The sequence below is a fragment of the Castellaniella sp. genome (assembly GCF_041677825.1).
Taxonomy (GTDB): Bacteria; Pseudomonadota; Gammaproteobacteria; order Burkholderiales; family Burkholderiaceae_B; genus Castellaniella.
Map to the genome: position 1 here is coordinate 24,055 of NZ_JBAYPG010000024.1, position 25,738 is coordinate 49,792.

A 25,738-nucleotide genomic window follows, 5' to 3' on the forward strand; every position below is an offset into this window, starting at 1 on the left:
CTGGAGAAATCTCGGACATGGCGACACCGGGAAGGACACGGGAAGACCCGATTGAGCGTATCGTACAACAATGCCACGGCGTGGGCGGCGAGCCTGCCCGTGCCATGCGCTTGCTATAGTGACGCTTTTCCCGCGGCAGACGCCCGGGTCCGTACGCCTCTCCAATCATGCCACCGTCTACCCTGACCCACGATCTGCCGTCCCTGGCACCCACTCTGGCGGCCTTGCGCCCCGGCCAGCGCTACCGCCAGCCGTGCCCGCCGGGCTCGGGCGATGCGCTGCTGCTCGCCCAACTGGCCCGGCAGGCGGGGCGGCCGCTTCTGATCTTCAGTGCAGATCCCCTGCAGGCGCGCCGGTTGGCGGATGAAATCAGGCTGTTCGACGGACAGCTCCAACTGCGCTTTCTGCCGGACTGGGAAACGCTGCCATACGACAGCTTCTCGCCCCACCAGGATCTGATCTCCGAGCGCCTGCGCACGCTGTATGCGCTGGGCCAGGGCCAGGTCGATGTCCTCATCGTGCCCGTGACCACGGCACTGACCCGGCTTGCGCCACCCGAATTCCTGGCGGCATGGACGTTCCGTTTCCGCCAGGGCGACGCCCTGGACGAAGACCGCCTGCGCGCACAGCTGACCCGTGCCAATTACACGCATGTTACGCAGGTGGGCGCACCCGGGGAATTCTGCATCCGGGGCGGCTTGATCGATCTGTTTCCCATGGGCTCGGCCCTGCCCTACCGCATCGATCTGTTCGATCGCGAGATCGAATCCATTCGCAGTTTCGATGCCGATACCCAGCGCAGCCTGTACCCGGTACGCGAAATCGAACTGCTGCCGGGGCGTGAATTCCCACTGGATGACGAGGCTCGCAACCGGTTCCGCGCTCGCTTCCGCGAATGCTTCGAAGGGGATCCTTCACGCGCCTTGCCCTACCGGGACATCGGCAGCGGCGTCGCCTTCGCAGGCATCGAGTATTATTTGCCCCTGTTCTTCGAACAGACGGCCACCCTGTTCGACTATCTGCCCGACGATGGCCTGGCCGTGACGCTGGGTGATACCGATGCCGTCATCAGCAGCTTTCATGAAGAGACCCGCAAGCGTTGGCAGTTCCTGAAGTCGGACCCCGAACGCCCGGTGCTGCCGCCCGGGCAGCTGTTTCTCGACAGCGAGCAGTTCCATCGTCTGCTCCAGCCCTGGCCCCGCCTGGCCCTGGTGGGCGACAGCAGCCACCCGGACTTCGCGCCCTGCCCGGCCGTGGCCGTGAACCGGCGCGCCGACGATCCCCTGGCGGGCCTGCGTGCGCATCTGGCACAGGCCCGCACGCACGGACAGCGCACAATCCTCTGCGTGGATTCGGCGGGGCGGCGTGAAACCATTGCAACCCTGCTGGCCGATTACGGGCTGCCGCAGGACGCGCTGCTCGAAGACTGGCCTGCCTGCCTGGAGAACGACGCCGCCCTGGGTCTGTGGGTAGCGCCCCTGGCCGGCGGTTTCCAGTGGCCCGCCGCGGGTCTTGCGCTGCTCACCGAAAATGACCTGTACCCCGCCCAGGCAGGCCGCCCCGCACGGGGGCGCGCACAGCAGGCCGCGCACAGCGATCCGGACGCCATGCTGCGCGATCTGGCCGAACTGCACGTGGGCGATCTGGTGGTCCATGTGCAGCATGGCATCGGGCGCTATCAGGGGCTGGTCACCATGGACATGGGCGAGGGCCCGATCGAACTGCTGCATCTGGCCTACGCACACGACGCAACGCTTTATGTACCGGTAGCGCAGTTGCACCTGATCGCCCGCTACAGCGGTGCAGAGCCCGAGCACGTCAGCCTGCACGCGCTGGGTTCCGGGCAATGGGAAAAGGCCAGGCGCAAGGCCGCCCGCCAGGCGCGCGACACGGCTGCCGAGTTGCTGGCCCTGTATGCGCAGCGCGCGGCGCGCGAGGGGCTGAAGTTCAGGCTGCCCGCACGCGATTACCAGGCGTTTGCCGAAGGCTTCGGCTTCGAGGAAACGCCCGATCAGGCGGCTGCCATCCAGGCCGTGCTCGAAGACATGACATCGGGCCGGCCCATGGATCGCCTGGTCTGTGGTGACGTGGGTTTCGGCAAGACCGAGGTGGCGCTGCGGGCCGCGTTCCTGGCCGTGATGAACGGGCGCCAGGTTGCACTGCTGTGCCCCACCACGCTGCTGGCCGAGCAGCATGCGCAGAACTTCGCCACCCGCTTTGCCGATTGGCCGGTGCGCATCGCCGAGCTTTCCCGCTTTCGCAACAGCAAAGAGACCGCACAGGCCATCGCCGGCCTGGCAGACGGCACGGTGGACATCGTGATCGGCACGCACAAGATTCTCTCGAAGGCCGTCCGCTTCAAGCAACTGGGCCTGGTCATCGTCGACGAAGAGCACCGGTTCGGGGTGCGCCAGAAAGAAGCGCTCAAGGCCTTGCGCGCCGAAGTCGACGTGCTCACCCTGACCGCCACGCCCATCCCGCGCACGCTGGGCATGTCGCTCGAGGGCCTGCGCGATTTCTCGGTCATTGCCACTGCACCGCAAAAGCGCCTGGCCATCAAGACCTTCGTGCGCCGTGAAGATGGCAGCACCCTGCGTGAAGCCATCCTGCGCGAACTCAAGCGGGGCGGGCAAGTGTATTTCCTGCACAATGAGGTCGACACCATCCAGAACCGGCGCGCCCGCCTCGAAGAACTGGTGCCGGAAGCCCGCATTGCCGTGGCCCACGGCCAGATGGGCGAGCGCGAACTGGAAACGGTCATGAAAGGGTTCTATCAGCAGCGCTTCAACGTGCTGCTGTGCACCACGATCATAGAAACCGGGATCGACGTCCCCACCGCCAACACCATTCTCATCCACCGGGCCGACAAGCTCGGGCTTGCGCAGCTGCACCAGCTGCGCGGGCGTGTCGGGCGCTCGCACCACCAGGCCTACGCGTACTTGCTGACACCGGGCGAGGACGCAATGACCCGCAATGCGAAGAAGCGCCTAGAAGCCATCCAGGCCATGGAAGAACTGGGATCGGGCTTCTTTCTTGCGATGCATGACCTCGAAATCCGCGGCAGCGGCGAAGTGCTGGGCGAATCCCAATCGGGCAATATCCAGGAAATCGGCTATTCGCTTTACAACGAGATGCTGGCATCCGCCGTGCGGGCCCTGAAAGCGGGCAAGGAGCCCGACCTCGACCTGACCGGCCAGGACAGCTGCGACATCAATCTGCATGCCCCGGCGCTCCTGCCGGCCGACTACTGCGCCGACGTGCAGGCCCGGCTCAGCTTCTACAAGCGGCTGGCCGGCAGCCGCCACGAAGACGAGCTCACGCGCCTGCACGAAGAACTGATCGACCGCTACGGCAGCCTGCCGGATGCCGCGCGCACCCTGATCGACCTGCACCGGTTGCGGGTGCAGGCCGAGCCGCTGGGGATCATCAAGATCGATGCCGGCGATGCCCAGGCCGCCATACAGTTTGGCCCTGAACCAGCCGTCGAACCCCTGCGCATCATCGAGATGGTCCAGCGTGACCGCCAGGTGCGCCTGCATGGGCCCGATCGCCTGAAGCTGAACTATGGCGGCAGCGAGGATGTCGCCGGCCGCACGCGCAGGATACGCAACCTGCTGCAGCAACTGGCCGCCTGAGCCCGGGGCCGCCGCGATGCGCAAGACCTATCTGCAATTGCATCTGTGTGTCCTGCTCTGGGGCTTCACCCCCATCCTCGGGCGCATGATCACGCTGGAAACCCTGTCGCTGGTCTGGTGGCGCATGCTCGTGGTGGCCCTCATCCTGATTGCATTGCCCGGCACCCGCCGGGTGCTGCGCCAGCTGCCCTGGCGCCTGATAGGCACCTATGCGGGCATTGGTGTCCTGCTGTCGGTCAGCTGGATGTTCTTCTACGGCGCCATCCGCCTGTCCAATGCGTCGGTGGGGGCCATCAGCCTGGCGGCTGCGCCGATCTTCCTGGCCTTCATCGAACCCGTCACCACCGGCAACCCGTTCAACCCGCGTGAATTGCTGCTGGGTCTGGTCCTGGTGCCCGGCATGGCCATGGTCATGGGCGGCATTCCCCAGGACATGTACCTCGGCCTGGCGGTAGGCCTGGGCTCGGCGCTGTTCCTGGCGATTTTCAGCGCCTGCAACAAGCGGGTCGCCGGGCGTACCGAACCGCGGGTGGCCACCTGCATCGAAATGGGGGCCGGGGCCCTGTTCCTGACCCTTCTGGCCCCCTGGATGCCACATCAGGGCGCCGCCCTGCAGATCCCGGGCTGCCATGATGCCTGGCTGCTGGGGCTGCTGATCGTCGCCTGCACGCTGGTGCCGTTCATCATGCTCATGAACATCCTGCGCAAGGTCAGTGCCTTCACCACTCAGATGGCCACCAACCTCGAACCCCTGTATGCCATCGTCCTGGCCATTCCCCTGCTGGGCGAGCAGCAGGAAGTCGGGCCGCTGTTCTACCTGGGCGTACTGGTGGTGGTGGGCTCGGTCGCCCTGCAACCCGTCCTGATACGCCAGCGCCTGCAGCCACGCCCCTGATCTGGTGCGCGACAGGCCCACGCCCCGGCGTCGACCCCGGCACTGGCCTCGAGTCCCTGCCCACCTTGCCATGCCAGGCACACTGCGCGGCCACCGATGCGGTCGTTCGGTATATACTTTGGTATATAACGCCATGGGACAAGCGAGGCCGAACAATGAATCATGTGAAATGGCTGCAGCGCTGCAGTCTGGGGTGGGTCCTTTTGTTCTGCATGCTCAGCCCGGTTCGGGCCGACACCATCCTGGTGGCCGCGGCCGCCAGCCTGAGCAACGCCTTCAAGGACCTGGCCAGCCGCTATGAGCACGCCCATCCGGATACACGAGTCCTGACCAGCTTTGCCGCATCGGATGTCGTGCTGCGCCAGATCCTCGAAGGGGCGCCAGCCGATCTGTTTGCCTCGGCCGATCAGGCCGCCATGGATCAGGCCCAGAAGGCGGGTGTGATCGATGCGGCCACCCGCCGCGATTTCGCCCGCAATCAGCTGGTCCTGATCGTGCCCGCCGATGATCCCCTTGGCATTCAAACGCTCGCGGATCTGCGCAGGCCCGACATCCGGCGCATCGCCCTGGGCAATCCGGGCTCGGTGCCGGTGGGCCGCTATACGCAGGCCGCCCTGCAGCACGCGGGGCTGGCCGAGGTGCTCGAAAGCCGCCAGATCCTCGGGCAGAACGTACGCCAGGTGCTCAGTTACGTCGAACGCGGCGAGGTGGACGCCGGCTTTGTGTTTGCCACCGACGCCGCCATTGCGGCCGACAAGGTCAAGGTCGTGCAGACGCTGGACTCGCCCGTGCCCGTGATCTATCCAGTGGCCCTGGTCGCCCGGGCAAACCGCTCCGCGAAGGCAGCCGATTTTCTCGACTACATCCTGTCTGCACCGGGGCAGGCCACCCTGGCCCGTTACCACTTTGCGCAGCCCTGAGCCAGCATGTGGGTGCCCCTGCTCCTGTCGCTCAAGGTCGCGGGCTGGGCCACGCTGATCGCCGGCGTGGCGGGGATCGCAGTCGCCTGGGGTCTGTCGCGCTGGCCATCCCGCTGGAGCGATCTGGTCGATGCCATCCTGACCCTGCCCATGGTGCTGCCGCCCACTGTGATCGGCTATTACCTGCTGGTGCTGCTGGGTCGGCGCAGCCCTCTTGGGGCCTGGTTGCAGGCGCAGGGCATCGAACTGGTCTTCACCTGGCACGGGGCCGTCATCGCCGCCTCGGTGGTGGCGTTTCCACTCGTGCTGAAAGCCGCGCGGGCCGCCTTTCTGGACGTGGATCACGCGCTGGAGCAGGTCGCCGCGGTGCTGGGGGTGTCACCGGCCGCCGTATTCTTCCGCGTGAGCTTGCCACTGGCCTTGCGTGGCATCCTGGCCGGAGTGCTGCTGGCCTTCGCCCGTGCCCTGGGCGAATTCGGTGCCACCCTGATGGTCGCCGGCAATATCCCCGGGCGCACCCAGACGCTATCGATTGCAATCTACGAAGCAGTTCAGGCCGGCGACGATTCTCTGGCCAATCTGCTGGTCGTGATCACATCGATCACCTGCGTCGTCATCCTGTGCCTGACGGCCTGGCTGATGCCGGGCCGGCACCGGCAACGGAGCATGCGCCGGAGCATGCCATGAGCCTGCAGGTCGATTTTTCGTGCAGAATCGGCGGCCCCGACGGCTTTCTGCTGCAGCCCTGCTGGTCCACCGAGAGCCACCGGATGGCGCTGTTCGGGCCTTCGGGCGCGGGCAAGAGCCTGACGCTGCAGGCCATCGCCGGGCTGCTGCAACCCGACCGGGGCCATATCCGGCTGGGCGGACGCACCTTGTACGACAGCCAGGCTGGCATCCATCTGACACCACAGCAGCGGCGCCTGGGTTTCCTGTTTCAGGATTACGCCCTGTTTCCCCACCTGACCGCACGCCAGAACATTCTTTTCGGTCTGCGCCACGGCTGGTTGAACCCCGCGCCGCGTGCGGCCTTGCCAGAGACCGCACGGCGCTGGATAGCCGCTTTCCATCTCGAGTCGCTGCTGGAGCGTTACCCCGACCAACTCTCGGGCGGCCAGCGCCAGCGCATTGCCCTGGCGCGCGCGCTGGCCACCCGGCCCCGCCTGCTGCTTCTGGACGAGCCCCTCTCAGCCCTGGATGCCACCCTGCGCGGACACTTGCGCAACGAGCTTCGGGCCCTGCAACAGGCCATCGATATCCCCACGATCCTGATCACCCACGATCCGGACGATGCCGCCGCACTGGCTGATGTAGTCTTTCACATGGACCACGGGCGTATCCTGCCACCGGCATCGACCCGGCCACCCGACCCACCCGCTACTCACGGCCGCCAATCCGATGCCCCCACCCCTTGAACTGACCTTCAGCCTCGGCCTGCGCAGCGGCGGGCAGCAGTGGGGCAGCGAGCGGCGCATGGCCCTGCTTGCCGCCATTCAAAGCGAAGGCTCCATCCGGGCGGCGGCCCAGCAGGTCGGCATGAGCTACAAGGCCGCCTGGGATGCCATTGCCCTGATGAACCGCGCTTCGGGCCAGGTGCTGGTGCAGCGCACGACCGGGGGTGCCGGCGGCGGGGGCGCCCGGCTGACGAAAGAGGCGCGTGATCTGCTGGCCTGGTTCCAGGCCCTGCAAGAGGCGCAGCAGCACATCATGCAGCGTCTGGCGCAAAATGGCCAGTTGGCGCACGATCATCTGGATCTTCTGCAGAACCTGCCGCTGATGACATCGGCGCGCAACCGCTTCGCCGGCACCGTGGTGCGCGTGGACGCACTCGACCCCGTGAACCACCTGATCCACCTGGCCCTGGGTGATGGCCCGCTGCTGCTGGCCGTGATCACCCGGGCCAGTACCGAACGCCTGGGTCTGCAGCCCGGTGTCCGGGCACTGGCCATCATCAAGGCACAGGCCGTCCGTATACGGGCAGCGCCAGCGACAGGGCGCGTACAGAAAGGCGCCGGACACCTGCCGGAGCCTGATTCGCCCGATCGGGTACAGGAGCCACCCTGGAACCAGTGGCCGGGCCAGGCCGAGTACCACGAAGGCCGCAGCGGCGTGGTCGAAGCTCGCCTGGATGCAGGCGGCGGCGTGCATATAACTGGCCTGGGCAAAGCCTCGCCGGACACGCCCGCGCTGCAGGCCGGGCAGCCGGCCGTGGCCAGCTTCCCGGCGCGCGATGTGTTGCTGGCCACCCCCGACCTACACCCCCACAAGCGTGGGGAAAACGTCGTCTTCTGACGCATAGTAACGACGCGAAACACCCCCACGACATGGTGGGGAAAACCCGCCCTTTGCAGGCACTGAAGGCATTCTGCAGGCGCCTGTCTTCACAGGGGCATGGCGCCAGCATACGCCACCTGCTGCACGGTGACGCGGCGATCCCGATATTTTTTTTGCAGACCAAATTGCAATGGTACATCGTTCAGTATCATCACCTTGCCCTCGTGCTCACCCTGCAGGACACGCAGGGCCAGGCCGCGCTGCCTGGCAAGCGCCATGCGCTGCCCCGCATCGAACGCTGCGGCCGGGCTGTCGTAGCGCCCCTGGTAGATGAATTCGACCGGGACACAGTGCTTGCGTCCCAGATAGACATCCCAGACGGGCGCCTGCAATGCAGCCACGACCTCGTCCACCAACGGGCCCGGTGCCTGCAGTATGACGGCATACGCCATATCCTGCAGATAGTCACGCCAGGTCAGCCGGGTACCACCGCCGACCGCCTTGCCACCATCGCTTTTTCTGGGGATCAGCAGCGTCTGCCACGGATCACGATCATCGTAGCCGCTGCCCACCGTCTGGAAATCACGCAGCACGGGTGGATGAGGCAATGGCGCGCCCTGGGCATCCGCACGCGCATACGCCATGACCTGCATGTCCAGCCCCAGCCAGGCGGCCAGCCACTCGGCCTGGGCGCCGCCCGCCCCACGCGCGCAGCAGATCAGGCCCAATACCCCCGAGCGCGTCGGAAAGCACAGGCTTTCGCGGCGGCCGAATTTGGAATCATGGCCCCAGGCCTGCAAAGGCGCCTCGAGCCACAGCAAAAGATAGGGATCCCGCATGATCGACTCTCAGGACACGTGGGTGCGCAGCCGACCGATCAGGTCATCGATACTGAAGCGCTCATCCTCCCCCCAATCATAAGCGGCAAGCTTGCCGAACAGCGAACCGGAAAGCTTCTCTTTTTTGTCGAGGTATGCTTTGAGCGCCTCGATGCTGGGTTGCAGGTAGCCATGGCCCTGATCCGTGACCGGCGCCTCGAACGACGCTTGCAGGCGCTGCCCCCTGCGCACCAGCACTCGGGCGAACTCCCAGGGGGACGCCCCCGACTGGCTGGCCTGGCGCGCGCCCGGCACGGCGACGAAGAGCGCGCGGACAAACGCGTCGACCGCCTGCTGGAGGTCTTCGGACGCCAGCGTCTGGGCCAGCTGCCCCACATCGAGGCTGATGTAGCGATAGTATGTGGCGGAGTTGAATTCCATGCTGCCCATGTGGGCCGACCCCGGACCCGGTTGAAGGTCATCCAGCGCGGTGAAGAATTCGAGTTCATTGGCGACCCGGTGCGTGGAAATGGCATGGGAGAATGACGCCGCGGCTTCAATGTTCATGTCGGGTGCCCTGGCCACCATGCGACCAAACAGCGCGATATCCAGGGCATCCACCGCCGGGTTGATGACCTTCTTCGCAATTCGGGCAAGATCCCTCTCCTTGAAACGCGCCTTCTCGAAATCCAGCGCCCGGGCATACTCGGCAAATGCGGCCGCCTCGGTATCACTGATGAAAAGCAGCGCGTCACTGACGATCAGGTCGGCCAGACACTGCCCGCATTCCTGTGCAAGGGCATCACTGGCCCCCACCCGCCGGCAGGCTCGGGCAAACAGCAGCTGTGCCTGCCGGGTGCGCGTGGCCAGTTTGACGCCAAACGTGGGCAGGGCCAGACGCACCTGCCGTTTCCAGCACTGGGAACTAACCCGTGCACGCAAGGCGCCACCGATCAGTGCCGTTTTCGGGGCACCCAGATCATCCCGGTTCAGACACGTCACGGGGAAGGACTGCAATATGTGAAATTCAATGCGGATCGGCGCATTCACGAAGGTTCTCCAGAAGGCACAATCTGCAGCAAGCCGCAGCCAAACGCCCGCCCGCGGCCGATGCCACGGCAAAAACTGCGGCGAAACCGCGTCCGGTCGATCACGACCAGGCGACCTTGCACCGGCGCCTGTACCAGGGTGACGGGGTGCCGCGCCTTGTCGGTGAACTGCAGCGTCTTGAGCCGGCCCACACGCAGATGCCCAGCGGGGATTGCAAACCCCCAGTTCGACAATGCGCGGGCCTCGAACCATTGGGCCACGGCGTGTTGATCGAGCAGCGCCATTCGCCTGCGTGTGATTGCATCACGGCGCGTTGGATTGACCACGACGCGAAACCGGTACTCGTCGTGATCCAGAAAACCCGACGGAATCGAACGGCTGACGACTGCACCGCACGCCTGCCCCTGATCATCGACGGCATGCCCGGCCGGCATGCGGTTGGCCAGCAGCAGAACCGTATGGCCCCAGCGATTCGCACCCCGATCAGCGTACAGAATCCCGCTCGGTTCGCCAGCCGCCTTCTGCGCAACACTGCGCACATCAGGATACAGACTATAGACGATTCGATGAACCGAATAGGGATCGGTCAGGCGCAATGCCTGCACCGCAACTCGATCAAGTGACAGGATGCTGGCAACCAGGTTCATGCGGGCTCCGGGAGACCGGCCCGGCGGCCGGCATGGAATTCGCGCGCCCATTGTTCCCTGACGGCCTGTGGCTCAGTGGCAAATTGCCGCAACTGCCGTAGCAGGCGGACATGATCGAGGGGCACGCTCACCCGTGTGTTGATCAGCGTCAGGAGCGGAAACAGGGCATCGGGCAGTTCGGACAGGTCGGTACAGGCCAGCAAATGACGCAGGCGAGTCCTGCCCATCCTGCTCTGGGCGCCATGCACGTGACACGCGGCGATCGCCTGCCCCAGGCCGAGGTGCCCGCTGCATTTCGCATGGGCCCTCGCCAGCGCCGTCGCGACGATGGCAAAGGGTATGCGCTGGGTGGGCTCTTCGAGATCCACCCCCAGACCCGCCAGGATTTTCCAATGCGCATGATCCATGGCCAGGCTGTCAGACCGACGCAAGCGCGCAACCAGGCGCGCGTCCTGGCGCATGCTGGCCAGCAAGCCATGGACAATGGATGCTTCCGTCGACGCGGTCTGTGCACCCGCCATGGCATCCGTGGCCCCGCGCGCTTGCACCGCACCGGATGCCCAGATGGGTTCGCACTTGGCCCAGACATCGAGCTGCCGGGCGGTTTCCCTGGGGCAGTATTGATCGTAGGCCGCGCAGGCATAATCGGAAAACCCCCGGAAAAGGTGCGCATGCCGATCGGAGCCGGACTGCCCGCAGTGATCCACCAAGGTTTGGAAATCAGCCTCGCACTGCTGCCAGAAAGCCTGGGTGGCCCGCGCCGCCCAGGTACTGCCATCGCTGGACAAGTCGCGGAAATATGCCATGACACAGGCATAAAGAGACTTGGCCAGATCATTCAGGGCCTGCATGTCCGATTCAAGCTCGCGGAACCAGAGTTCATCCAGCCTGTCCGTATGCAGCCAGACCTGGGATTCGACGAAATCATCCCGTCCGCCTACATACTGCTCGCCAGCCCGGGTGGACACCCGCAAGCCACCGGACCAGAACAGCACGCGGCCCTGCATGTCATGGGCCCGGTTCAAACCGATCTGAATGCGCCAGCACTGGAAACTCTGGCGCTTGTGCTGCGGCACGAACGCAAGCAATGAGGACAACTCGCGCCAGGGCCGCTTGTCGGGGTTCGCCCACAGCGCCTTGGGCTCCTTGCCTGAGTAGTCGATGGCCACGCTCGGGTCCGCAAAGCCCTCTTTGTAGCCCGGGTACGCCAGCCCCTCGGAATAATGTACGCCATCCCTGGCCAGATAGCAGAACCGCGCCATGGGGACCAAATGCCCCATGAGCGACCCCTTGAGCCGTTCAGCCACGGGACAGGCCTCACCTTCGGGCATCCGTTCCCAGGGCGCGACGCCACAGCCATTGGGAAACAGGCCCTGGCTCCCGATCTGCTCAGCCGTCAGCAAATTGAGCCACAAGGTGTGCCAAAGATCTTGCGCGAGCAGGTAATTATGCAACAACCCCCTGTGGGCCATGGCCGGACCTGGCCGCGCAGTCGCCGGCTTGCCCTGCGGGTTGCTTTTGCCGGTGTAGCCCGGTGTCAGCACCACGCTGTTGTCGGCCTTCTTGCCGCCCAGCGGAAACCCCATCAGCACTACGATCAGAAGCGCCTTGTCGGCATCATCCAAGACCGGCGCCTGCTGGCTTTGCGTGAGCACCGTGGTGTTGCCAGCCGAGACTTCGGGCAGCAATGCATCAAAACCCTGCACCCTGGCCCGGGAAATCGCCCGCATCTGCAGGAAAGGCCGCTCGCCATACAGCCAGAAGCGATCGTGCCAACGTTCCAGGTAGAGCAGGGACTGCCGGGCGACCTCATCCGGACCCATGGCGAGCCATTGCGGCTCGTCCACAGGGGTACAGGCCATCTGCACGATCGCCAGCAGCAAGCGGCGGACAGCGGTCATCTGGACCGGGTTACCCGCAAGAATGCGGTACCCGGGTGTGCTGAATACCTGCCGCAGACTCACCCGCCCCACATCGGCCATGGGCACCCATGGCTCATCCACCAGATTGAATCGATTCATCGAACTGTCGATCATCGGCCCACCTACCTGTACTCGCAATGCTCAGCCGGACCAGGCCGGTCGAATGGTTGCAGATTACCAGCCTGAGCGAGTCTTGAGTACGGGCAGTGCAGCAATTGTGCGGTGGCGGGGATGCGAGCGGCACAGTGCGGGATGCATCCGACGGCGCCATACGGTTACGCTTTCGACTGCTCGGGTCAAAGCGTGCCTACCTGGTACAGATGCCGTCGAAAAGAATTGTTGCGGTCTGCTGCGCGATGTCCTCTACACTGAGACGGCCTGGCCGGAACCATTCAATCGACCAGTTCATCATGCCCAATAAAAGCTGCCGGGTGACAGAAAGATCGATGTCTGCCCGAATGGCACCGCTGGCCTGACCCTCGAGAAGCAGTTGGCGCCATATCGCTGTTGTTTCATCCAGCACACCCAGGAACTGCTTCTTGATGTTCGGTGGCACCTGATCGAAAATCCGCATGTGCGCCATCGTATATGGATCCTGCGAAAGCACAATATCGTAGTGCCCACGGATTGCCGCAGTCAGCCTGTCCTCGACGGTCGCATCCAGGGGGAGCTCGGCAAGGAAATCGTTTACCCGCTGCAAGGTACGATCATTCGCAATTCGGAGCACCTCAACGACAATGGCCTCACGCGACTCGAAATAATAATAGATGCTGCTGGTCTGCGCATGCGCACGCTTGGCGATATCCGTCAATCGCGTCAGGGCGTATCCCTTTTCCTTGAATGTATGGGCTGCCGCATCGAGCAGACGCGCCCGGGTCAGTTCGGATTTCTTGGGCCGGCGATTATGCCGGGCGATGAACTCGGCAACGACATCCTGCTGTTCAATAGGTTTTTTCCTCAATTTTCTTCCCGGCGTCCTGACAATGGATTTCTTCCTGGTTGGCATAGCGCCCCTGTTCCTGTTCCTGTTCCTGTGGCTCTGGCAGTGTGGATCATCCCCCAGGCAGGCCCGTTTTCATCCGGCCTGTAGTCGCCACATTTTCTCAGAGACTGCAACAACGTCAAGCTCTGTTACCAGCGCCATCCTTACCAGCACCGTTCCCGCTGCTGGCCTCGGTTTTGCGAAATTTCATGGATGCCAGGCGATTCGCCCCATCCGGAAAAGAAAGCTGCGCATGCTCGATGAATGCGGCATGCAAGCGTGCATGAAGGCCGGGTGGGATCGCCTTTGTCCTTGGCGGAGGCCCGAGCGCCACATGAACCAGAAGATATTCCACCAGTGCGGCAAGGTAATTGTGCTTTTCATGAATGAGTTCGAAGAGCACCGTCATCGTCTTCTCGCCCAGCGCCGTAATGCGCGCAGTAATGACAACCGGATCATCCAGGAGCAATTCGCGCAGATAGACCACCTGCGCTTCGAGGACAAAGTTCGACTCACCCGAGCGCGCACGGAAATCATCGCCATAGTCGAGGTATTGGTGCAGATCGATTGCCGGCTGTTTGATCGCAGCAAGATAATAACTTGCATTCATGTGACGATTGCCGTCGATCCACTCTGGCTGCACACGGATCCGATACCTGGGCAGCCTTGGGTCACCCACAGGAAGGCCGTGGCCTGGCAACCGCAGTGGGTTCGCATGCACGACGCGGTTCATACAGCGAGATAGCGTTGCTTGATCTCAGGCTGGGCGTCGAGTGCCTTCCAATCGCCCTTGAACACGATACCACCGGTATCGATGATATATAGCCGCGTGGTGCATTGTCGGGCAAACCACAGGTTCTGCTCGCTCAACAACAAGCCCGCACGGATTTCATCGCAAACCGAAACGACATCGTGTGCCAATTTCTCGATGATCACGGGCGCCAGACCCTCGGTGGGCTCGTCCAGCAACATCAGGCGCGGCCTGGCAGCCACAGCGCGCGCTACCGCAACCATTTGCTGCTGCCCACCGGACAGCTGGCTGCCCAGACGATCCCGAAGCGGGACCAGCATCGGGAAACGGTTGAGCACTGCCTCGGCAGAATCGGGCTCGGTGCCAGGGCGCGCCGCATGGCGTGCCATTTCAATGTTCTCCAATACTGTTACGTGGCCAAAGATGCGGCGATCTTCGGGCACCAGAGCCAAACCACGCCGTGCCCGCCGGTAGGGTGCCAGCGACCCGAGTTCCGCACCATCCCAGACAATGCGGCCCGCTACCCGGGGCCCTGCGTTCATGATGCTCTTGAACAGAGTCGATTTTCCGGCGCCATTGCGCCCAATGACCGCTACGCGTTCGCCATCGGCAATCTCCAATGACACGCCATGCAGAATCTGGCTCTCACCATAAAAAGCATCGATGGATTCAATCGTCAGCACTGTACATTTCCTTACCGAGGTATACGTCGCGCACGGTCGCATTGGCCCGGATTTCATCAATGTCCCCAATGGCAATGACCTCGCCCTGATTCATCACCAATATGCGATGGGCCAGGCCATAGATCACATCCATGTCATGTTCCGTCATGACGATCGTGACGCCGGTACTGGCACGCAGTCGGCCCAGCAATTCACTGGTTTCCACGCGATCCGACGGGGACATGCCTGCAGTGGGCTCGTCCAGCATGAGCACGCGCGGTTCGCCAGCCAATGCAATACCAATCTCCAGGCGTTTCTTGTCGCCGTGCGACAGGAATTTCGCTTCGATATCCTTCTTTTCCAGCAACCCCACATCGCGCAACCGTGCATCCGCCTCCTCGATGGTCTGCGCGCGCGGCGTCACCAAAAACCAGGGCTGCGGCGATTCGCGGCGCATGCGGCGGCGCGCCTCGATGGCCACGACAAGATTTTCGCGCGCGGTCACGTCCGGAAAGATTCGCGCGATCTGAAAGGTGCGCCCCATGCCGATTGCGACACGTGCATGCGCAGGCATCTGCGTAATATTCTGCCCGGCGTATTCAAGCTCACCGGCCTCGGCAAAGACTTCACCCGTCATGACCTTGAAGAGCGTAGTCTTGCCCGCACCGTTGGGCCCGATGATCGCGAAGGTCTCACCGGACATGACCTCCATGGAGATCGCCTTGAGCACGTGATGGCTGCCATAGCTCTTGTCAACACCCGCCACACGAAGAATGGCGCTCATTGCTTCTTCCCCTCGTTGGTGGTGCCTGCAGAAAGACGCAAACCAAGCGCCTTCAGGAGCCCTGCCACGCCACTGGGCGCAGCCAGAATGATGATCAGCAAAATCGTACCGATCACGATCTCCGATGCCCCCACCAGGCCTCTCGTCAAATAATTGATGATGGAAAACAGCACTGTACCGATCAAGGGCCCCCAGAACGAATAGGCACCGCCCAGCAGCGACGCAAGTATAGGCTGGGTCGAATGCAGCCAGTGGGCGGATTCAGGCGTCACAATCTGGGCCCACGGCGCGTAAAGCGCACCCGACATTGCCGCTGCACCACCGGACAGCGTGAACGCCAGAAGCCTGTAACGCCCGACATTGATGCCAATGAACGCGGCACGCTCGGGATCCTGGCGAATACTGACCAGTGTCCGGCCAAATGGTCCGCTGCAGATGACCCAGAGCAACCCGGCAAGCAGCGCGCCGATGGCACACAGAAATAAATAGTATGCCGTTCCGTGTGACAGATTCAGCATCACAAAGCCCAGATCGATGGAAGGCCGCGGAATCGAGGCCAAACCGTCCTCCCGGCCCAGCGTGGTACTGTAGGAAATGATGATGCGCAGCACTTCGGCCAGCGCCAGGGTCAGGATGGCGAGATGGATCCCGGTCGTGCGGCGCAACAGCACCAGTGAAGCAATGGCTGCAACAACAGCCCCCAGGATACCGGAGGCAACGATCAGCAGAAGAAACGGCACGCCCAATGCGGTACGCAGTGCCAGACCGGTCAGATACGCACCCATCGCGAAGAACGCCGCATGGCCAAAACTCGCCAGACCGGTATAGCCGAACAACAGGTTCCAGGACAACGCAAAAATGGTCTCTATGATGACGAGGCCGGCCAGAAATACCACACCCTGATCCGCCCATGCGGGGACGCTCACAAAGGCGGCGACAGCGGCAGCCAGCAGAAGGATCTTGAGCAGCTTCATACCTGATGCCCTGCAAATAGGCCCTGGGGCTTGATGACAAGGAAAATGATCACGAACAGATAGGTTGCCATGCCCGGCATGTTGGGCATGATGATCGAGCTGGCGCTTTCGATGACCCCGAGCAGGATGGAGGCCACAAAGGCGCCTCGCACATTGCCCAGCCCGCCTATGACCACCGCCATGAAAGCGAGCAGCAGATAGCTTTCTCCCAGAAGCAGCGAGAGCGTCTGGTTCGCAAGCAACAACCCACCAGCCAACCCGGCCAGAAAGAAGCTCACGATCACAGTGGCAATCAGCGCAACCGGCACATTGATGCCCAACAGGCTCGACATCCAGCTGTCGTTGGCCACCGATTGCAGCAACTTGCCCAGCCAGGTGCGATGGATTGCAAAATCAAGCCCAAGGTACACCAGTACCCCACAGACCATCAGGAAAATCGAATAGGTCGGCATCAGCAGCCCGCCCGCATCCAGTGCGCCGTCCAGCAATGGCGGTGGATTGACAGAGGCATAGTTGACGCCCCAGATGATCTTGACCACGCCTGTACAGATCAGCAGGACGGCGAACGTCGCAATCAGCATATAGGCCTCATCGACATCCCGAAGTCGCTGCAATACGATGCGGTCGGCCACATAACCCAGTGCGGCCACCACCAGGCCGGCCACGAACGCTGCAAGAACGTAGAGGCCAAGCGATGATGGGAACGTGCCGACAACGGTATAGGCAATATAGGCCCCGATCATGAAGAATGCCCCATGCGCGAAGTTCAGGATCTTCAGGATGCCGAAAATCAGGGTCAAGCCGGCCGCAACCAGGAAAATCGCCATGCCGGTGGCAAAACCGTTCGTCAGCGAAAAGAGAAGATCCATCGCGTTCATGTCGAACCCTCGCGGAACTCCAGGCCGGCAATGCGAATCCCCTGGCCATCTGCAGTACGCTCGGCTTCGCAAGCGCGGGCGAGTGACGGGCCAAACGACGCCCCTGCCAGATCGATGCCCGAGAGCCGAGCGGGGCCATTGATCCGCTGGAATTCAATCGTGCCCTCATCGAGATCGATGCGCGGAACACCACGATCGGCCATCAGCGGCCGGTCAAGCACGTTGGACCAGCGCCCTGCAAGCCCCTCGGGATCCGTTGAAGACAGCCGCGCACAAACAATGCCCTGCCACCCAGGTGCTGCACGTTCCTGCCAGGCCTCGCCCGCGGGAAACCAGCCGCCATCAAAAGGCCGCCCTACCCGCTGCATCGAAAATGACAGTATCGATGCCCCGACATCCCGCGGATCGAGTTGAAGCTCTTGATAGGTTGGATAGTCGACGGCCCCGGCAATGCGAACCGCCTGTGCGGCAGCACGATCACGCCAACGCTGCAGGTCATCGACCTCGGTGATGACCATATAGCCCCCTTCACCACGCCGCTGCAGGTAGCGGGCTGCGGATACATCCGGACGCAATGGGGCGATGACTTCAAGAAACGTATCACCGACTGGCAGCAACGCGCCCCGGATACCGTGATGAGCGAAGAACGCGGCCTGGTACGACGGCGGCGCCTGATCGGGTACCCCGTAGCGGCTCAAGTCACCCTTGCCATGGCAGACCCGGAGATCGAAGACCTCAATCAGTCGATCCAGGATCGGTTCCAGCTGTTCAACGACCATGCAGATCTGTCGCAATCGGATTCGCCCGGACATGGCTAATTCCCCGTGAACTCTGGCTTGCGTCTGGCCCGGATCGCCGCAACGGCTTCGGCATGATCTGCCGACCGGCTCGAGAGTGCTTCGTACGCCATCAACATGCCCATCATGCCCTGCGCATCCGAGCGAAGCCGTGCATTCAGGGCCAGCTTTGTATAGCGAATGGCCTGCCTGGCGCCTTTGACCAGCCGACCGACGATCAGCGCCACCCGGGCGTCGAGCTCATCCTCGGGTACGACATGGTTGATCAGCCCCATCTGGTGCCCCTCCTGGGCGGACAGCAACTGGCCCGTGAGCAACATCTCCTTGGCCCGCATGTAGCCGACGAGATAAGGCAGGACAACGGCCGCGCCATCACCCGCCACCAGGCCCACGCGGACATGGGTATCGCCAAAGCGCGCGGTCTCGTTCGCTATGATGATGTCGCAGCACAGGGCCAGGCTGGCCCCCAGGCCAATCGCATCGCCATTCATGCGGCAGACCATCGGTTTGCCCATGTCGAGCATCGAGCAAATGATGGCCTTGGCCTCATCCATGATGGCGTCAAAGCGTGCCGGCTCCTCGACCATGCTCTGCAGCCATTCCAGATCGCCACCTGCACAAAAGGCGCGACCTGCACCCGTCAACACCACCACGTCACACGCCGGATCCGCTTCAAGCAGGCGGAATACCTGACTCAGCTCGTAATGCATGCGGGCACCAACGGCATTCAGCATGTCGGGGCGTTGCAGCGTGACCGTTGCGATACGATCCGCGATGGACACGTCAATGTACTGAAGCTCTCCAAGTCTCATGCCACCATCTCCTCGTGCGTGGGCTGGACCTGCGCGCGTGCCCCCGTGCGCGCCATGAAGCGATCCATATGCCAGTTCAAATCCCCCCAGGTCCTGCCAATGGCACGCAGGCGCTTGTAGTAATGCCCAACCACATGTTCCTCCGTCATGCCGATGCCGCCATGCAGCTGGATCGCCTGTGAACAAATGAACTCGCCGCGCTCGATGATGGCCACCATGGCTGCAGATACTGCAGCTTCACGCACGCTTGGGATCTCGCACAGGTGTGCAAGGCCGCGGTACAGCATCGAGCGGGCGTGATCCTTGCGCACCAGCATATCGGCCACCCGATGTGTCAGCACCTGATAGCTTGACAGTGGACGACCAAATTGCCTGCGTTGGCCCAGATACGCCGCTGTCACGTCGATCGCCGCCTCCATCAACCCAAGCGCCTCTGCTGCCAGTGCCAGACGTGCCTCATCGAATGCCTCGCCGAGACGCTTCGACGCATCAGTCGAGCCTGCAAGCAGACCCTCTGGCCCAATACGGACCGAATCCAGTTGCAGGTCGGCGATACTGCGCTGATCGATGCTGCGATATGTGCGGCGCCCCAGGCCAGCAGTCGAAGCCGGCACATGGAACAGACACCAGCCCTGCGTATCATCGAGCCGGGCTGGCAGAATGAAGTCTGTTGCCACGCCACCATCGAGGCACAGTGGCACCCGGCCCGACAATACGTACCCGTTGCCGGCATCTCTGGCGCGGAGGACCTCACCGGCCGGCACGGTGCCCTCGAGCGGCGCCACGGAAAACACGGCCTCGCCCGCAATCAGCCGATCGACCGCCGCCTGGGCGCCGCCTGCACCGTCGAGCAATCGGGCTGCAAGCACTGCAGTGGAGACATAGGGTGCCGCCACCAAACCACGGCCGAACTCCTCCATGATCAACGCCGCCTCGATCGGGCTGGCTGCCAGCCCACCACGATTTTCCGACACACGCAAGGCGAGCCAGCCGAAATCGGCGAAATTGTTCCAGTGATCCGATGAAAAACCACTGGACGCGGCGAGACTGCGCGCCACCTCAAAGCTGTGAGAGTCTGCAACAAAGCGCGCAACGGCATCCTTGAGCGCGGCCTGCTCGAATGTAAGACTGAATTCCAAGAGTATTCTCCACGTTGGCCCGACTAAAACACTTCACGTGCGATGATTTCGTGCTGAATTTCATTCGTGCCAGCGTAGATGGTGGTCGCACGAAAGAACAGCTGGCGTGCTGCCAGCCCGGGCAGTTCGTCATCCGCGCCGCCTGGCAAGACAGCGGACGGGTCATGGTGCGGCTCGAAGAAAATCAGGCCCTGCGGGCCGACGACATCGATCGCCAGATCGGACATTCTCTGCTGCAGTTCACTGCCCAATATCTTCAGGCCCGAGGCGGAAATCTGACTCCTGGTGCGGCCTGACGTCGACAGTTCGCGCAAGACAGACCATTCAAGCACGGCCAGGTCGATTTCGAGCCGGGCAATGCGCTCACTCAGGCGCGCCTCTGTCGTAGGCGTCACGCCGCGCCCGATGGCGCGGCTCACCATGCGTTTGAGCAGCACAAGGTCCCGCTTGGCACGGGGCACGTGCGCATTGGTGACGCGCTCGTTGCCAAGCAAAAACTTGGCCTGCGCCCAACCCTGTCCTTCTTCGCCCAGAACATCGGATGCCGGCACCCGAACGTTGTCGAGAAACACCTCATTTACGCTATGGCCTTCATCAATTGTGATTACGGGCCTGACCGTGACGCCGGGCTGCTTCATATCGATGAAGAAAATCGTCAGCCCGCCTTTCTGCGGCTTGATGTCTGGATCGGTGCGCGCCAGGCAGAACATTTTGTCTGCGTAATGAGCCTCAGTGGTCCAGAGCTTCTGACCATTGATGACATAGGTATCGCCGTCGCGCACAGCAGTGGTTCGAACCGAGGCGAGGTCCGAACCTGAGGACGGCTCAGAAAACCCCTGACACCAGAAGACATCGCCACGCAGAATATCCTCCAGGTGCGCATTCTTGTGCTCTGCGGAGCCGAAGGTGTAAATGAGCGGCCCGATGAGCCGCAAACCAAAATAACTCATGAAGGGGGCGTCTGCTGCCGCACATTCTTCCTCGAAGATATGAATCTGCAGAGGCGTCCAGCCCGTGCCGCCATACTCCATGGGCCAATGCGGTGCTGCCCAGCCCTGCTCATACAGAATACGGTTCCAGCGCTGCAGATCCTCTTTTGTGGCGTGTACGTCATGGCGCGTCCGCGCCGCCATGTCCGGCGGCACGTGTGCACGAACGAATTCCCGAACATGGGTTCGGAATACTTCATCTGCTGCGGTCACTCCAAAATCCATCTCAAATCCTTGGGTGCCATGGTCCTTGCCATCGGCTGGTTGCTGGTTGCTCGGTGCTCAATGAAAAGTTCGGCCGCCATCCATCACCAGTGTGGTGCCGGTAATGACGCTGGAGGCGTGTGAACTCAGAAACAGAATCCCCTCGGCGATCTCCGAGGGTTCTGCAATACGCTGCAACGCATAAAGCGCTTTTGCACGCGAAGCCAGTTGTTCGGTGTCCGGATACCAATCACTGACCATGCGCGTGCGCGTCATCCCTGGGGCGATGACATTCACACGAATCTCGGGCCCCAGTTCGGCTGCCCACACCTTTGAGGCCACCGAAAGCGCGCCTTTGCTGGCGCCATAGGCACCCAGTTCGCCATAAGGGACGATCGCCGAAGCCGAACCGAGATTCACCACGGTCGAGCGGCCCGCAGCGCGCAGATGCGGCACGGCGGCCCTGAGCATCAGAAACGGCCCGGTCGCATTTACCTCGAGCGTGCGCTGCCACAGTGCCAATGTCGTGTCTTCGATCCGGGCCACAGGGAACACCCCGGCCACATTGACCAGACCATCGATACCGCCCATGTCCGCAGCCGCCCGAGCCACCGCGTCGGCCACGGCCAATTCGTCGGTGACGTCCAGGACCATGGCATTCTGCAACGGCAAGGCCAGATCCACCGGCTCGCGATCGAACAACGTCAGCCGTGCACCATGTCGGGCGAACAGTTCGGCCGTCGCGCGCCCTATGCCTGCCGATGCGCCCGTGATGATGATGCGGCGCCCCTCGAGCTGTCGCACCGGCTCTGGCATTTCTGCACCCTGGGTAGTCATTGCCTGGCCTCCGAAGCAATCTTGTCTTTGATGATCTGCCTGAGTTGATCCTTGCGCACCTTGCCGACGCTGGTCCGCGGGAACTCTTCGACGATCTCCAGCCGCTCGGGAATCTTCTGTCTTGCTACGCCGGCGTCATCCAGAAATCGTGCAACATCCGCCAAATCGAGAGACTGGTCTGGCCGCAGGACGATAAAGGCACAGGCGGCTTCACCGGTTCGTGGATGGGGCATTGCCACGATCGCGATGTCGGCAATGGCCGGATGGTTGAACAGGATGTCTTCAATTTCCTTTGGACTGATGTTCTCGCCAGCACGAATGATCAGGTCTTTCTTGCGCCCCGTGACCGTGACGAACCGGTTCTCTGTCAGGCGACCCAAGTCGCCCATGCGGAAAAACCCGTCGGGGTCGAATGCATCGTCATTGTCTTCCGCATGCGCATAACCGAGAAAGAGTTGCGGCGCCCGCGTGATGATTTCACCTTCGTGCCCCATCGGCACAGGCGAGCCATCCACAGGGTCGACAATGCGCACCTCTGAATGCCAGACTTCGCCATCGGTTTCCGCGCCCTCATCAACCAGGCTGCGCGTGTTCACGCCCGCAGTGATGCAGGGCGCTTCGGTGGAGCCGTAAATGCGCGATACGACACAGTTGGAAAAGACGCGCCCCGCCTCGCGTATCAGGTCAGGTGGGACTTGCGCACCACCGCACAGAAAGAACCTGAGCGCGGGCAGATGTTCGCCTTGCCGTTTGGCTTCATCCACCAGCCCCTGCAGGAAAATCGTGGCCGCCACGATACCCGTGACCCGTCGGCGCCGCATCATGTCCAGCGCCAGAGGCGCATCCCAGGCATCGAGCATGACGGTGGTGATGCCCACTGTGAACGGCAGGCACAACGAATACAATGCGCCCGTCGCGTGGGTCACCGGTGACGGGTTGAACATCACATCATCGGGCGTCAGGCCAAGATGCGTCAGGCGCATCCAGTTTTCGGCCTGCAGACTGTTGTGGCTATGCAATACGCCCTTGGCGCGCCCCGTCGTGCCCGACGTGTACATGATCATCTTGATGGCATCCGGATCGACGCGTGGCAATTGCGTGGCCTCATCGGCGCTATCCAGCAGGGCGCGATAATCCAGGAATTCATCGGCCTGGCCGCGCAAGACGACCACTTCGACGGGCCGCGGCAGGCCGGGCAGCAACCGGCGCATCATGGCCTTGTAGTCGAAGCCCCGGAAAGACGCCGGGATGAAGATCAGCTTGCTGCGGCTGTCGGCCAACATGAAACCGACTTCCGCATCACGATAGATGGGGACCAGCGGCTGCACCACCAACCCCGCCATTGCAGCTGCCAGGTTGACGATCACGGCCTCATACCAGTTCGGCAGCTGAAAGGAAACGGTATCGCCGGGCCGGTAACCCCGTTGAATCAATGCACGTGCCAGCCTGCGCGATTCTGCGTGCAATGTACGCACGGTATGCTCAGTTTCACGCTCTATGACGAGCACACGGTCAGGTGTTGCGGCCAGCATGGCATCCGCATAGTCGGCGATGGTTTTGCCGGCCCAGATGCCTTTCGCCTTGAGTTGCCGGGCGCGGCCCTCGTCCCAGAGGATCGACCAGCCGCTGATATCCTCACGCATGTTGCCTTCCATTACTTGTATTTGAATTCAACCTCTTTCCCGGGGCTCGGGGGCTCGATCACTTCGGCACCTGGAATCCTCACGAAATCGGATACGGTCCAACCCAGATCGGACGAGTCAGGATCGATCTTGATGAAGTTGAGATCCAGCACAGCCTGGTGATCTTCCTTGCGCAGAATCCTGGTGCCCTTCGCAGTGTCCAGGCTCAGACCTTCGAGCGCCTTCACGACATCGGCCGGGTTGGCGTTGCCTGCCAGTTCGATTGCCTTGGCATAGGCCAATACAGCTGCATGCCCTTGTTCGACATAGCCCAGTGGGAAGCGATCGCCGGTCTTCTTCATATACGCGTCGTAAAGCCTCTTGCCCACCGGCGTGTCCTGATAGCCACCGTAGTACCAGTGCATGGCTGTCCAGAAATTGGGTACCATGCGCTTGCCAAGCGCCTTGGGCACGTTGAATTCATTGGCACCATCCGCAATCACCTTGAATTTTCGGTCCAACCCCATCGCAGCACCCTGGGCAAGAAGCGTGACGGCATCCGCACCATTGGTGTTGTTGAACAGCCCCGTCGCGGGACTGCGCATCAGACCCGTCAATTGCGTCTTGAAATCGGTGGCACCGAACTTGGTCAACACCGGCTCGAAGATCTCGACTTCCTGTTTGGCGATTTCAGGGTAATACTGTTTCAGACCGTCAACGAAACCGTCCCATGACTGGTGGCCATACGCAGCATCTGGAAAGATGCCCGTCCATTTGGTGACATGCGGATACTTTTCGGCCATGACTCGCGCCAGCGCGCGATAACGCATGTACGAGTTGTCACTGATGCGGAAATAATTCGGCACGAAGGCTTCGTGCGTCAGGCTATCGGCGATCGCCGCGCAGGAAATCAGCACGGCATCGTTTTCTTTCAGCATCGGCATGACGGCCAACGCCACGGCAGTCTGAATCGTGCCCAACATCAGATGGGCGCCCTCGCCAATCAAATCCTGAGCCTGTTTGACCGCCTCCGGGCCGGACGCCTTGTCATCCCGAGCGATGATTTCGAGCTTGCGCCCGAGCACACCCCCGGCCGCATTGATCTGGTCGATTGCGATCTGTGCGCCCAGCAGCGTTGGGGAACCGAGTATCTCCTGGGCACCGCTCAAGGGCCCAAGAAACCCCAGTTTGATGGGCGCATCCTGTGCCCAGGCCAGGCGTCCGAACAGCCCTGTTCCTGTGGCGAGCGCAAGCCCGGACATACTGGCGAGCATCTGCCGCCGATTGAAAGAACCTTTCACGATTTCTGTCTCCTGTTGACCTTCTCGAAACTGTATTTTTGATGGACCGTATCAGCTCCACCATCGCCCGCCGTTCACGATCAGCGACTGCCCCGTGATGTAGCGACTTTGATCACTGGCAAAGAACACGACCACATTGGCGATATCCTGAGGATCCCCAGCAAAGGCCATGGGCGTTTCCTTGAGGTACTGCTCCCAGATGGGCAGACGGTCGGCTGCCGCAGTTCGGATCGGGCCTGGACAGACCGCGTTCACATTGACATGAAACGGCGCGAGCTCGCGCGCGAGCGAACGAGTCAGGCCAATGATGCCGGCCTTCGCAGCCGCATAGTCCGCCACGCCGATGGATCCCATATAGGCTGCTTCGGAGGCAATGGACACAATCTTGCCGCGCCCGCGCTCGCGCATGCCAGGCACGGCCAGCCTGGAAAAGGTCATCATCGACATGAGGTTGAGCTGCAGGATGAAATCCCAGGTCTCGGGCTCCGAACACCAGAACTCGGACGCACGCTCCCGTGCACTCTGGCCCACGTTGTTGACCAGGATGTCGACATCGCCGCAATCGCGCACCAGCTCATCCCAGGCATCCGTGATCTGCGAGCGATCCATGCAATCGACCACTCTGGTGCTGCACCGTCTGCCCAAAGCTGCAATTTCGTTGGCAACCTGAGCCAACGCGTCCTGCTGGAGGTCGATCAGTACCAGGTCGGCGCCATTGCGCGCCAAATGAATTGCCGAAGCGCGGCCAATGCCATTGGCCGCGCCCGTAACCACGGCCAGACGTCCGGCAAGATCGGTGTGTGTGGCAGGCGCTGCAATCATTTCCGTATTCTCCTTGCTCGTAA

24 protein-coding genes are annotated in these 25,738 nt (G+C 62.4%); 6 read left to right on the forward strand and 18 right to left on the reverse strand.

Annotated features, from left to right (window positions below; translation table 11 throughout):
* Positions 1-167: 167 nt before the first annotated feature.
* The 6 genes from mfd (at position 168) to WCY17_RS10675 (ending at position 7,742) form a co-directional block, all read left to right on the forward strand.
* Positions 168-3,635 (forward strand): transcription-repair coupling factor, encoded by a 3,468-nt coding sequence (gene mfd, locus WCY17_RS10650; protein ID WP_372702166.1) that lies wholly within the window; start codon positions 168-170, stop codon positions 3,633-3,635.
* Positions 3,636-3,651: 16 nt separating this feature from the next.
* The gene (locus WCY17_RS10655; protein ID WP_372702167.1) at positions 3,652-4,530 is read left to right on the forward strand and encodes a DMT family transporter; all 879 of its coding nucleotides are present in this window, start codon (positions 3,652-3,654) and stop codon (positions 4,528-4,530) included.
* Between the two features lie 212 nt (positions 4,531-4,742).
* Positions 4,743-5,450, forward strand: a complete 708-nt coding sequence (gene modA / locus WCY17_RS10660; RefSeq protein ID WP_372702168.1) for a molybdate ABC transporter substrate-binding protein — start codon at positions 4,743-4,745, stop codon at positions 5,448-5,450.
* A gap of 6 nt (positions 5,451-5,456) precedes the next feature.
* Positions 5,457-6,137 carry a molybdate ABC transporter permease subunit gene (gene modB / locus WCY17_RS10665; protein ID WP_372702169.1) on the forward strand — a complete coding sequence of 227 codons (681 nt, stop codon included), beginning with the start codon at positions 5,457-5,459 and terminating at the stop codon, positions 6,135-6,137.
* A complete protein-coding gene (locus WCY17_RS10670; RefSeq protein ID WP_372702170.1) occupies positions 6,134-6,865 on the forward strand; it encodes a sulfate/molybdate ABC transporter ATP-binding protein in 732 nt (243 codons plus the stop codon). The genes modB and WCY17_RS10670 overlap by 4 nt, the downstream gene beginning before the upstream one ends.
* Complete coding sequence (locus tag WCY17_RS10675; protein ID WP_372702171.1) at positions 6,849-7,742, forward strand: TOBE domain-containing protein; 894 nt, start codon at positions 6,849-6,851, stop codon at positions 7,740-7,742. The genes WCY17_RS10670 and WCY17_RS10675 overlap by 17 nt, the downstream gene beginning before the upstream one ends.
* An 89-nt stretch (positions 7,743-7,831) precedes the next feature.
* Here WCY17_RS10675 and cas5e read toward each other — a convergent pair whose 3' ends face one another.
* The 18 genes from cas5e to WCY17_RS10765 form a co-directional block, all read right to left on the reverse strand.
* A complete protein-coding gene (cas5e, locus tag WCY17_RS10680; RefSeq protein WP_372702172.1) occupies positions 7,832-8,563 on the reverse strand; it encodes a type I-E CRISPR-associated protein Cas5/CasD in 732 nt (243 codons plus the stop codon).
* A gap of 9 nt (positions 8,564-8,572) precedes the next feature.
* Positions 8,573-9,592, reverse strand: a complete 1,020-nt coding sequence (gene cas7e, locus WCY17_RS10685) for a type I-E CRISPR-associated protein Cas7/Cse4/CasC (RefSeq protein WP_372702173.1) — start codon at positions 9,590-9,592, stop codon at positions 8,573-8,575.
* Positions 9,589-10,239 carry a type I-E CRISPR-associated protein Cas6/Cse3/CasE gene (gene cas6e / locus WCY17_RS10690; protein WP_372702174.1) on the reverse strand — a complete coding sequence of 217 codons (651 nt, stop codon included), beginning with the start codon at positions 10,237-10,239 and terminating at the stop codon, positions 9,589-9,591. The genes cas7e and cas6e overlap by 4 nt, the downstream gene beginning before the upstream one ends.
* A complete protein-coding gene (casA, locus tag WCY17_RS10695; protein ID WP_372702175.1) occupies positions 10,236-12,275 on the reverse strand; it encodes a type I-E CRISPR-associated protein Cse1/CasA in 2,040 nt (679 codons plus the stop codon). The genes cas6e and casA overlap by 4 nt, the downstream gene beginning before the upstream one ends.
* A gap of 193 nt (positions 12,276-12,468) precedes the next feature.
* Positions 12,469-13,167, reverse strand: a complete 699-nt coding sequence (locus WCY17_RS10700) for a TetR family transcriptional regulator (RefSeq protein WP_372702176.1) — start codon at positions 13,165-13,167, stop codon at positions 12,469-12,471.
* A 115-nt stretch (positions 13,168-13,282) separates the two neighbouring features.
* On the reverse strand, positions 13,283-13,876 hold the full coding sequence (locus tag WCY17_RS10705; RefSeq protein ID WP_372702177.1) for an acyl-CoA thioesterase: 594 nt from the start codon (positions 13,874-13,876) through the stop codon (positions 13,283-13,285).
* On the reverse strand, positions 13,873-14,577 hold the full coding sequence (locus tag WCY17_RS10710; protein WP_372702178.1) for an ABC transporter ATP-binding protein: 705 nt from the start codon (positions 14,575-14,577) through the stop codon (positions 13,873-13,875). Before WCY17_RS10710 ends, WCY17_RS10705 begins: the two co-directional genes overlap by 4 nt.
* The gene (locus WCY17_RS10715; protein WP_372702179.1) at positions 14,564-15,286 is read right to left on the reverse strand and encodes an ABC transporter ATP-binding protein; all 723 of its coding nucleotides are present in this window, start codon (positions 15,284-15,286) and stop codon (positions 14,564-14,566) included. Before WCY17_RS10715 ends, WCY17_RS10710 begins: the two co-directional genes overlap by 14 nt.
* A 50-nt stretch (positions 15,287-15,336) precedes the next feature.
* A complete protein-coding gene (locus tag WCY17_RS10720; RefSeq protein WP_372702180.1) occupies positions 15,337-16,314 on the reverse strand; it encodes a branched-chain amino acid ABC transporter permease in 978 nt (325 codons plus the stop codon).
* Complete coding sequence (locus WCY17_RS10725; RefSeq protein ID WP_372702181.1) at positions 16,311-17,183, reverse strand: branched-chain amino acid ABC transporter permease; 873 nt, start codon at positions 17,181-17,183, stop codon at positions 16,311-16,313. The genes WCY17_RS10720 and WCY17_RS10725 overlap by 4 nt, the downstream gene beginning before the upstream one ends.
* A 5-nt stretch (positions 17,184-17,188) precedes the next feature.
* Entirely contained in the window at positions 17,189-17,971 is a 783-nt protein-coding gene (locus WCY17_RS10730) for a hypothetical protein (RefSeq protein ID WP_372702182.1), read from the reverse strand.
* A gap of 35 nt (positions 17,972-18,006) precedes the next feature.
* Positions 18,007-18,801: an enoyl-CoA hydratase/isomerase family protein gene (locus WCY17_RS10735; protein ID WP_372702183.1), complete on the reverse strand. Its 795-nt coding sequence runs from the start codon at positions 18,799-18,801 to the stop codon at positions 18,007-18,009.
* Positions 18,798-19,940: an acyl-CoA dehydrogenase family protein gene (locus WCY17_RS10740; protein ID WP_372702184.1), complete on the reverse strand. Its 1,143-nt coding sequence runs from the start codon at positions 19,938-19,940 to the stop codon at positions 18,798-18,800. Before WCY17_RS10740 ends, WCY17_RS10735 begins: the two co-directional genes overlap by 4 nt.
* 23 nt (positions 19,941-19,963) lie before the next feature.
* Positions 19,964-21,142: an acyl-CoA dehydrogenase family protein gene (locus WCY17_RS10745; RefSeq protein ID WP_372702185.1), complete on the reverse strand. Its 1,179-nt coding sequence runs from the start codon at positions 21,140-21,142 to the stop codon at positions 19,964-19,966.
* Positions 21,143-21,211: 69 nt separating this feature from the next.
* Entirely contained in the window at positions 21,212-21,970 is a 759-nt protein-coding gene (locus WCY17_RS10750) for an SDR family NAD(P)-dependent oxidoreductase (RefSeq protein WP_372702186.1), read from the reverse strand.
* Complete coding sequence (locus tag WCY17_RS10755) at positions 21,967-23,613, reverse strand: AMP-binding protein (RefSeq protein WP_372702187.1); 1,647 nt, start codon at positions 23,611-23,613, stop codon at positions 21,967-21,969. The genes WCY17_RS10750 and WCY17_RS10755 overlap by 4 nt, the downstream gene beginning before the upstream one ends.
* An 11-nt stretch (positions 23,614-23,624) precedes the next feature.
* Positions 23,625-24,893, reverse strand: coding sequence for an ABC transporter substrate-binding protein (locus WCY17_RS10760; protein WP_372702188.1), 1,269 nt, complete (start codon positions 24,891-24,893; stop codon positions 23,625-23,627).
* Positions 24,894-24,944: 51 nt separating this feature from the next.
* Entirely contained in the window at positions 24,945-25,715 is a 771-nt protein-coding gene (locus WCY17_RS10765; RefSeq protein ID WP_372702189.1) for an SDR family NAD(P)-dependent oxidoreductase, read from the reverse strand.
* Between the last annotated feature and the right edge of the window lie 23 nt (positions 25,716-25,738).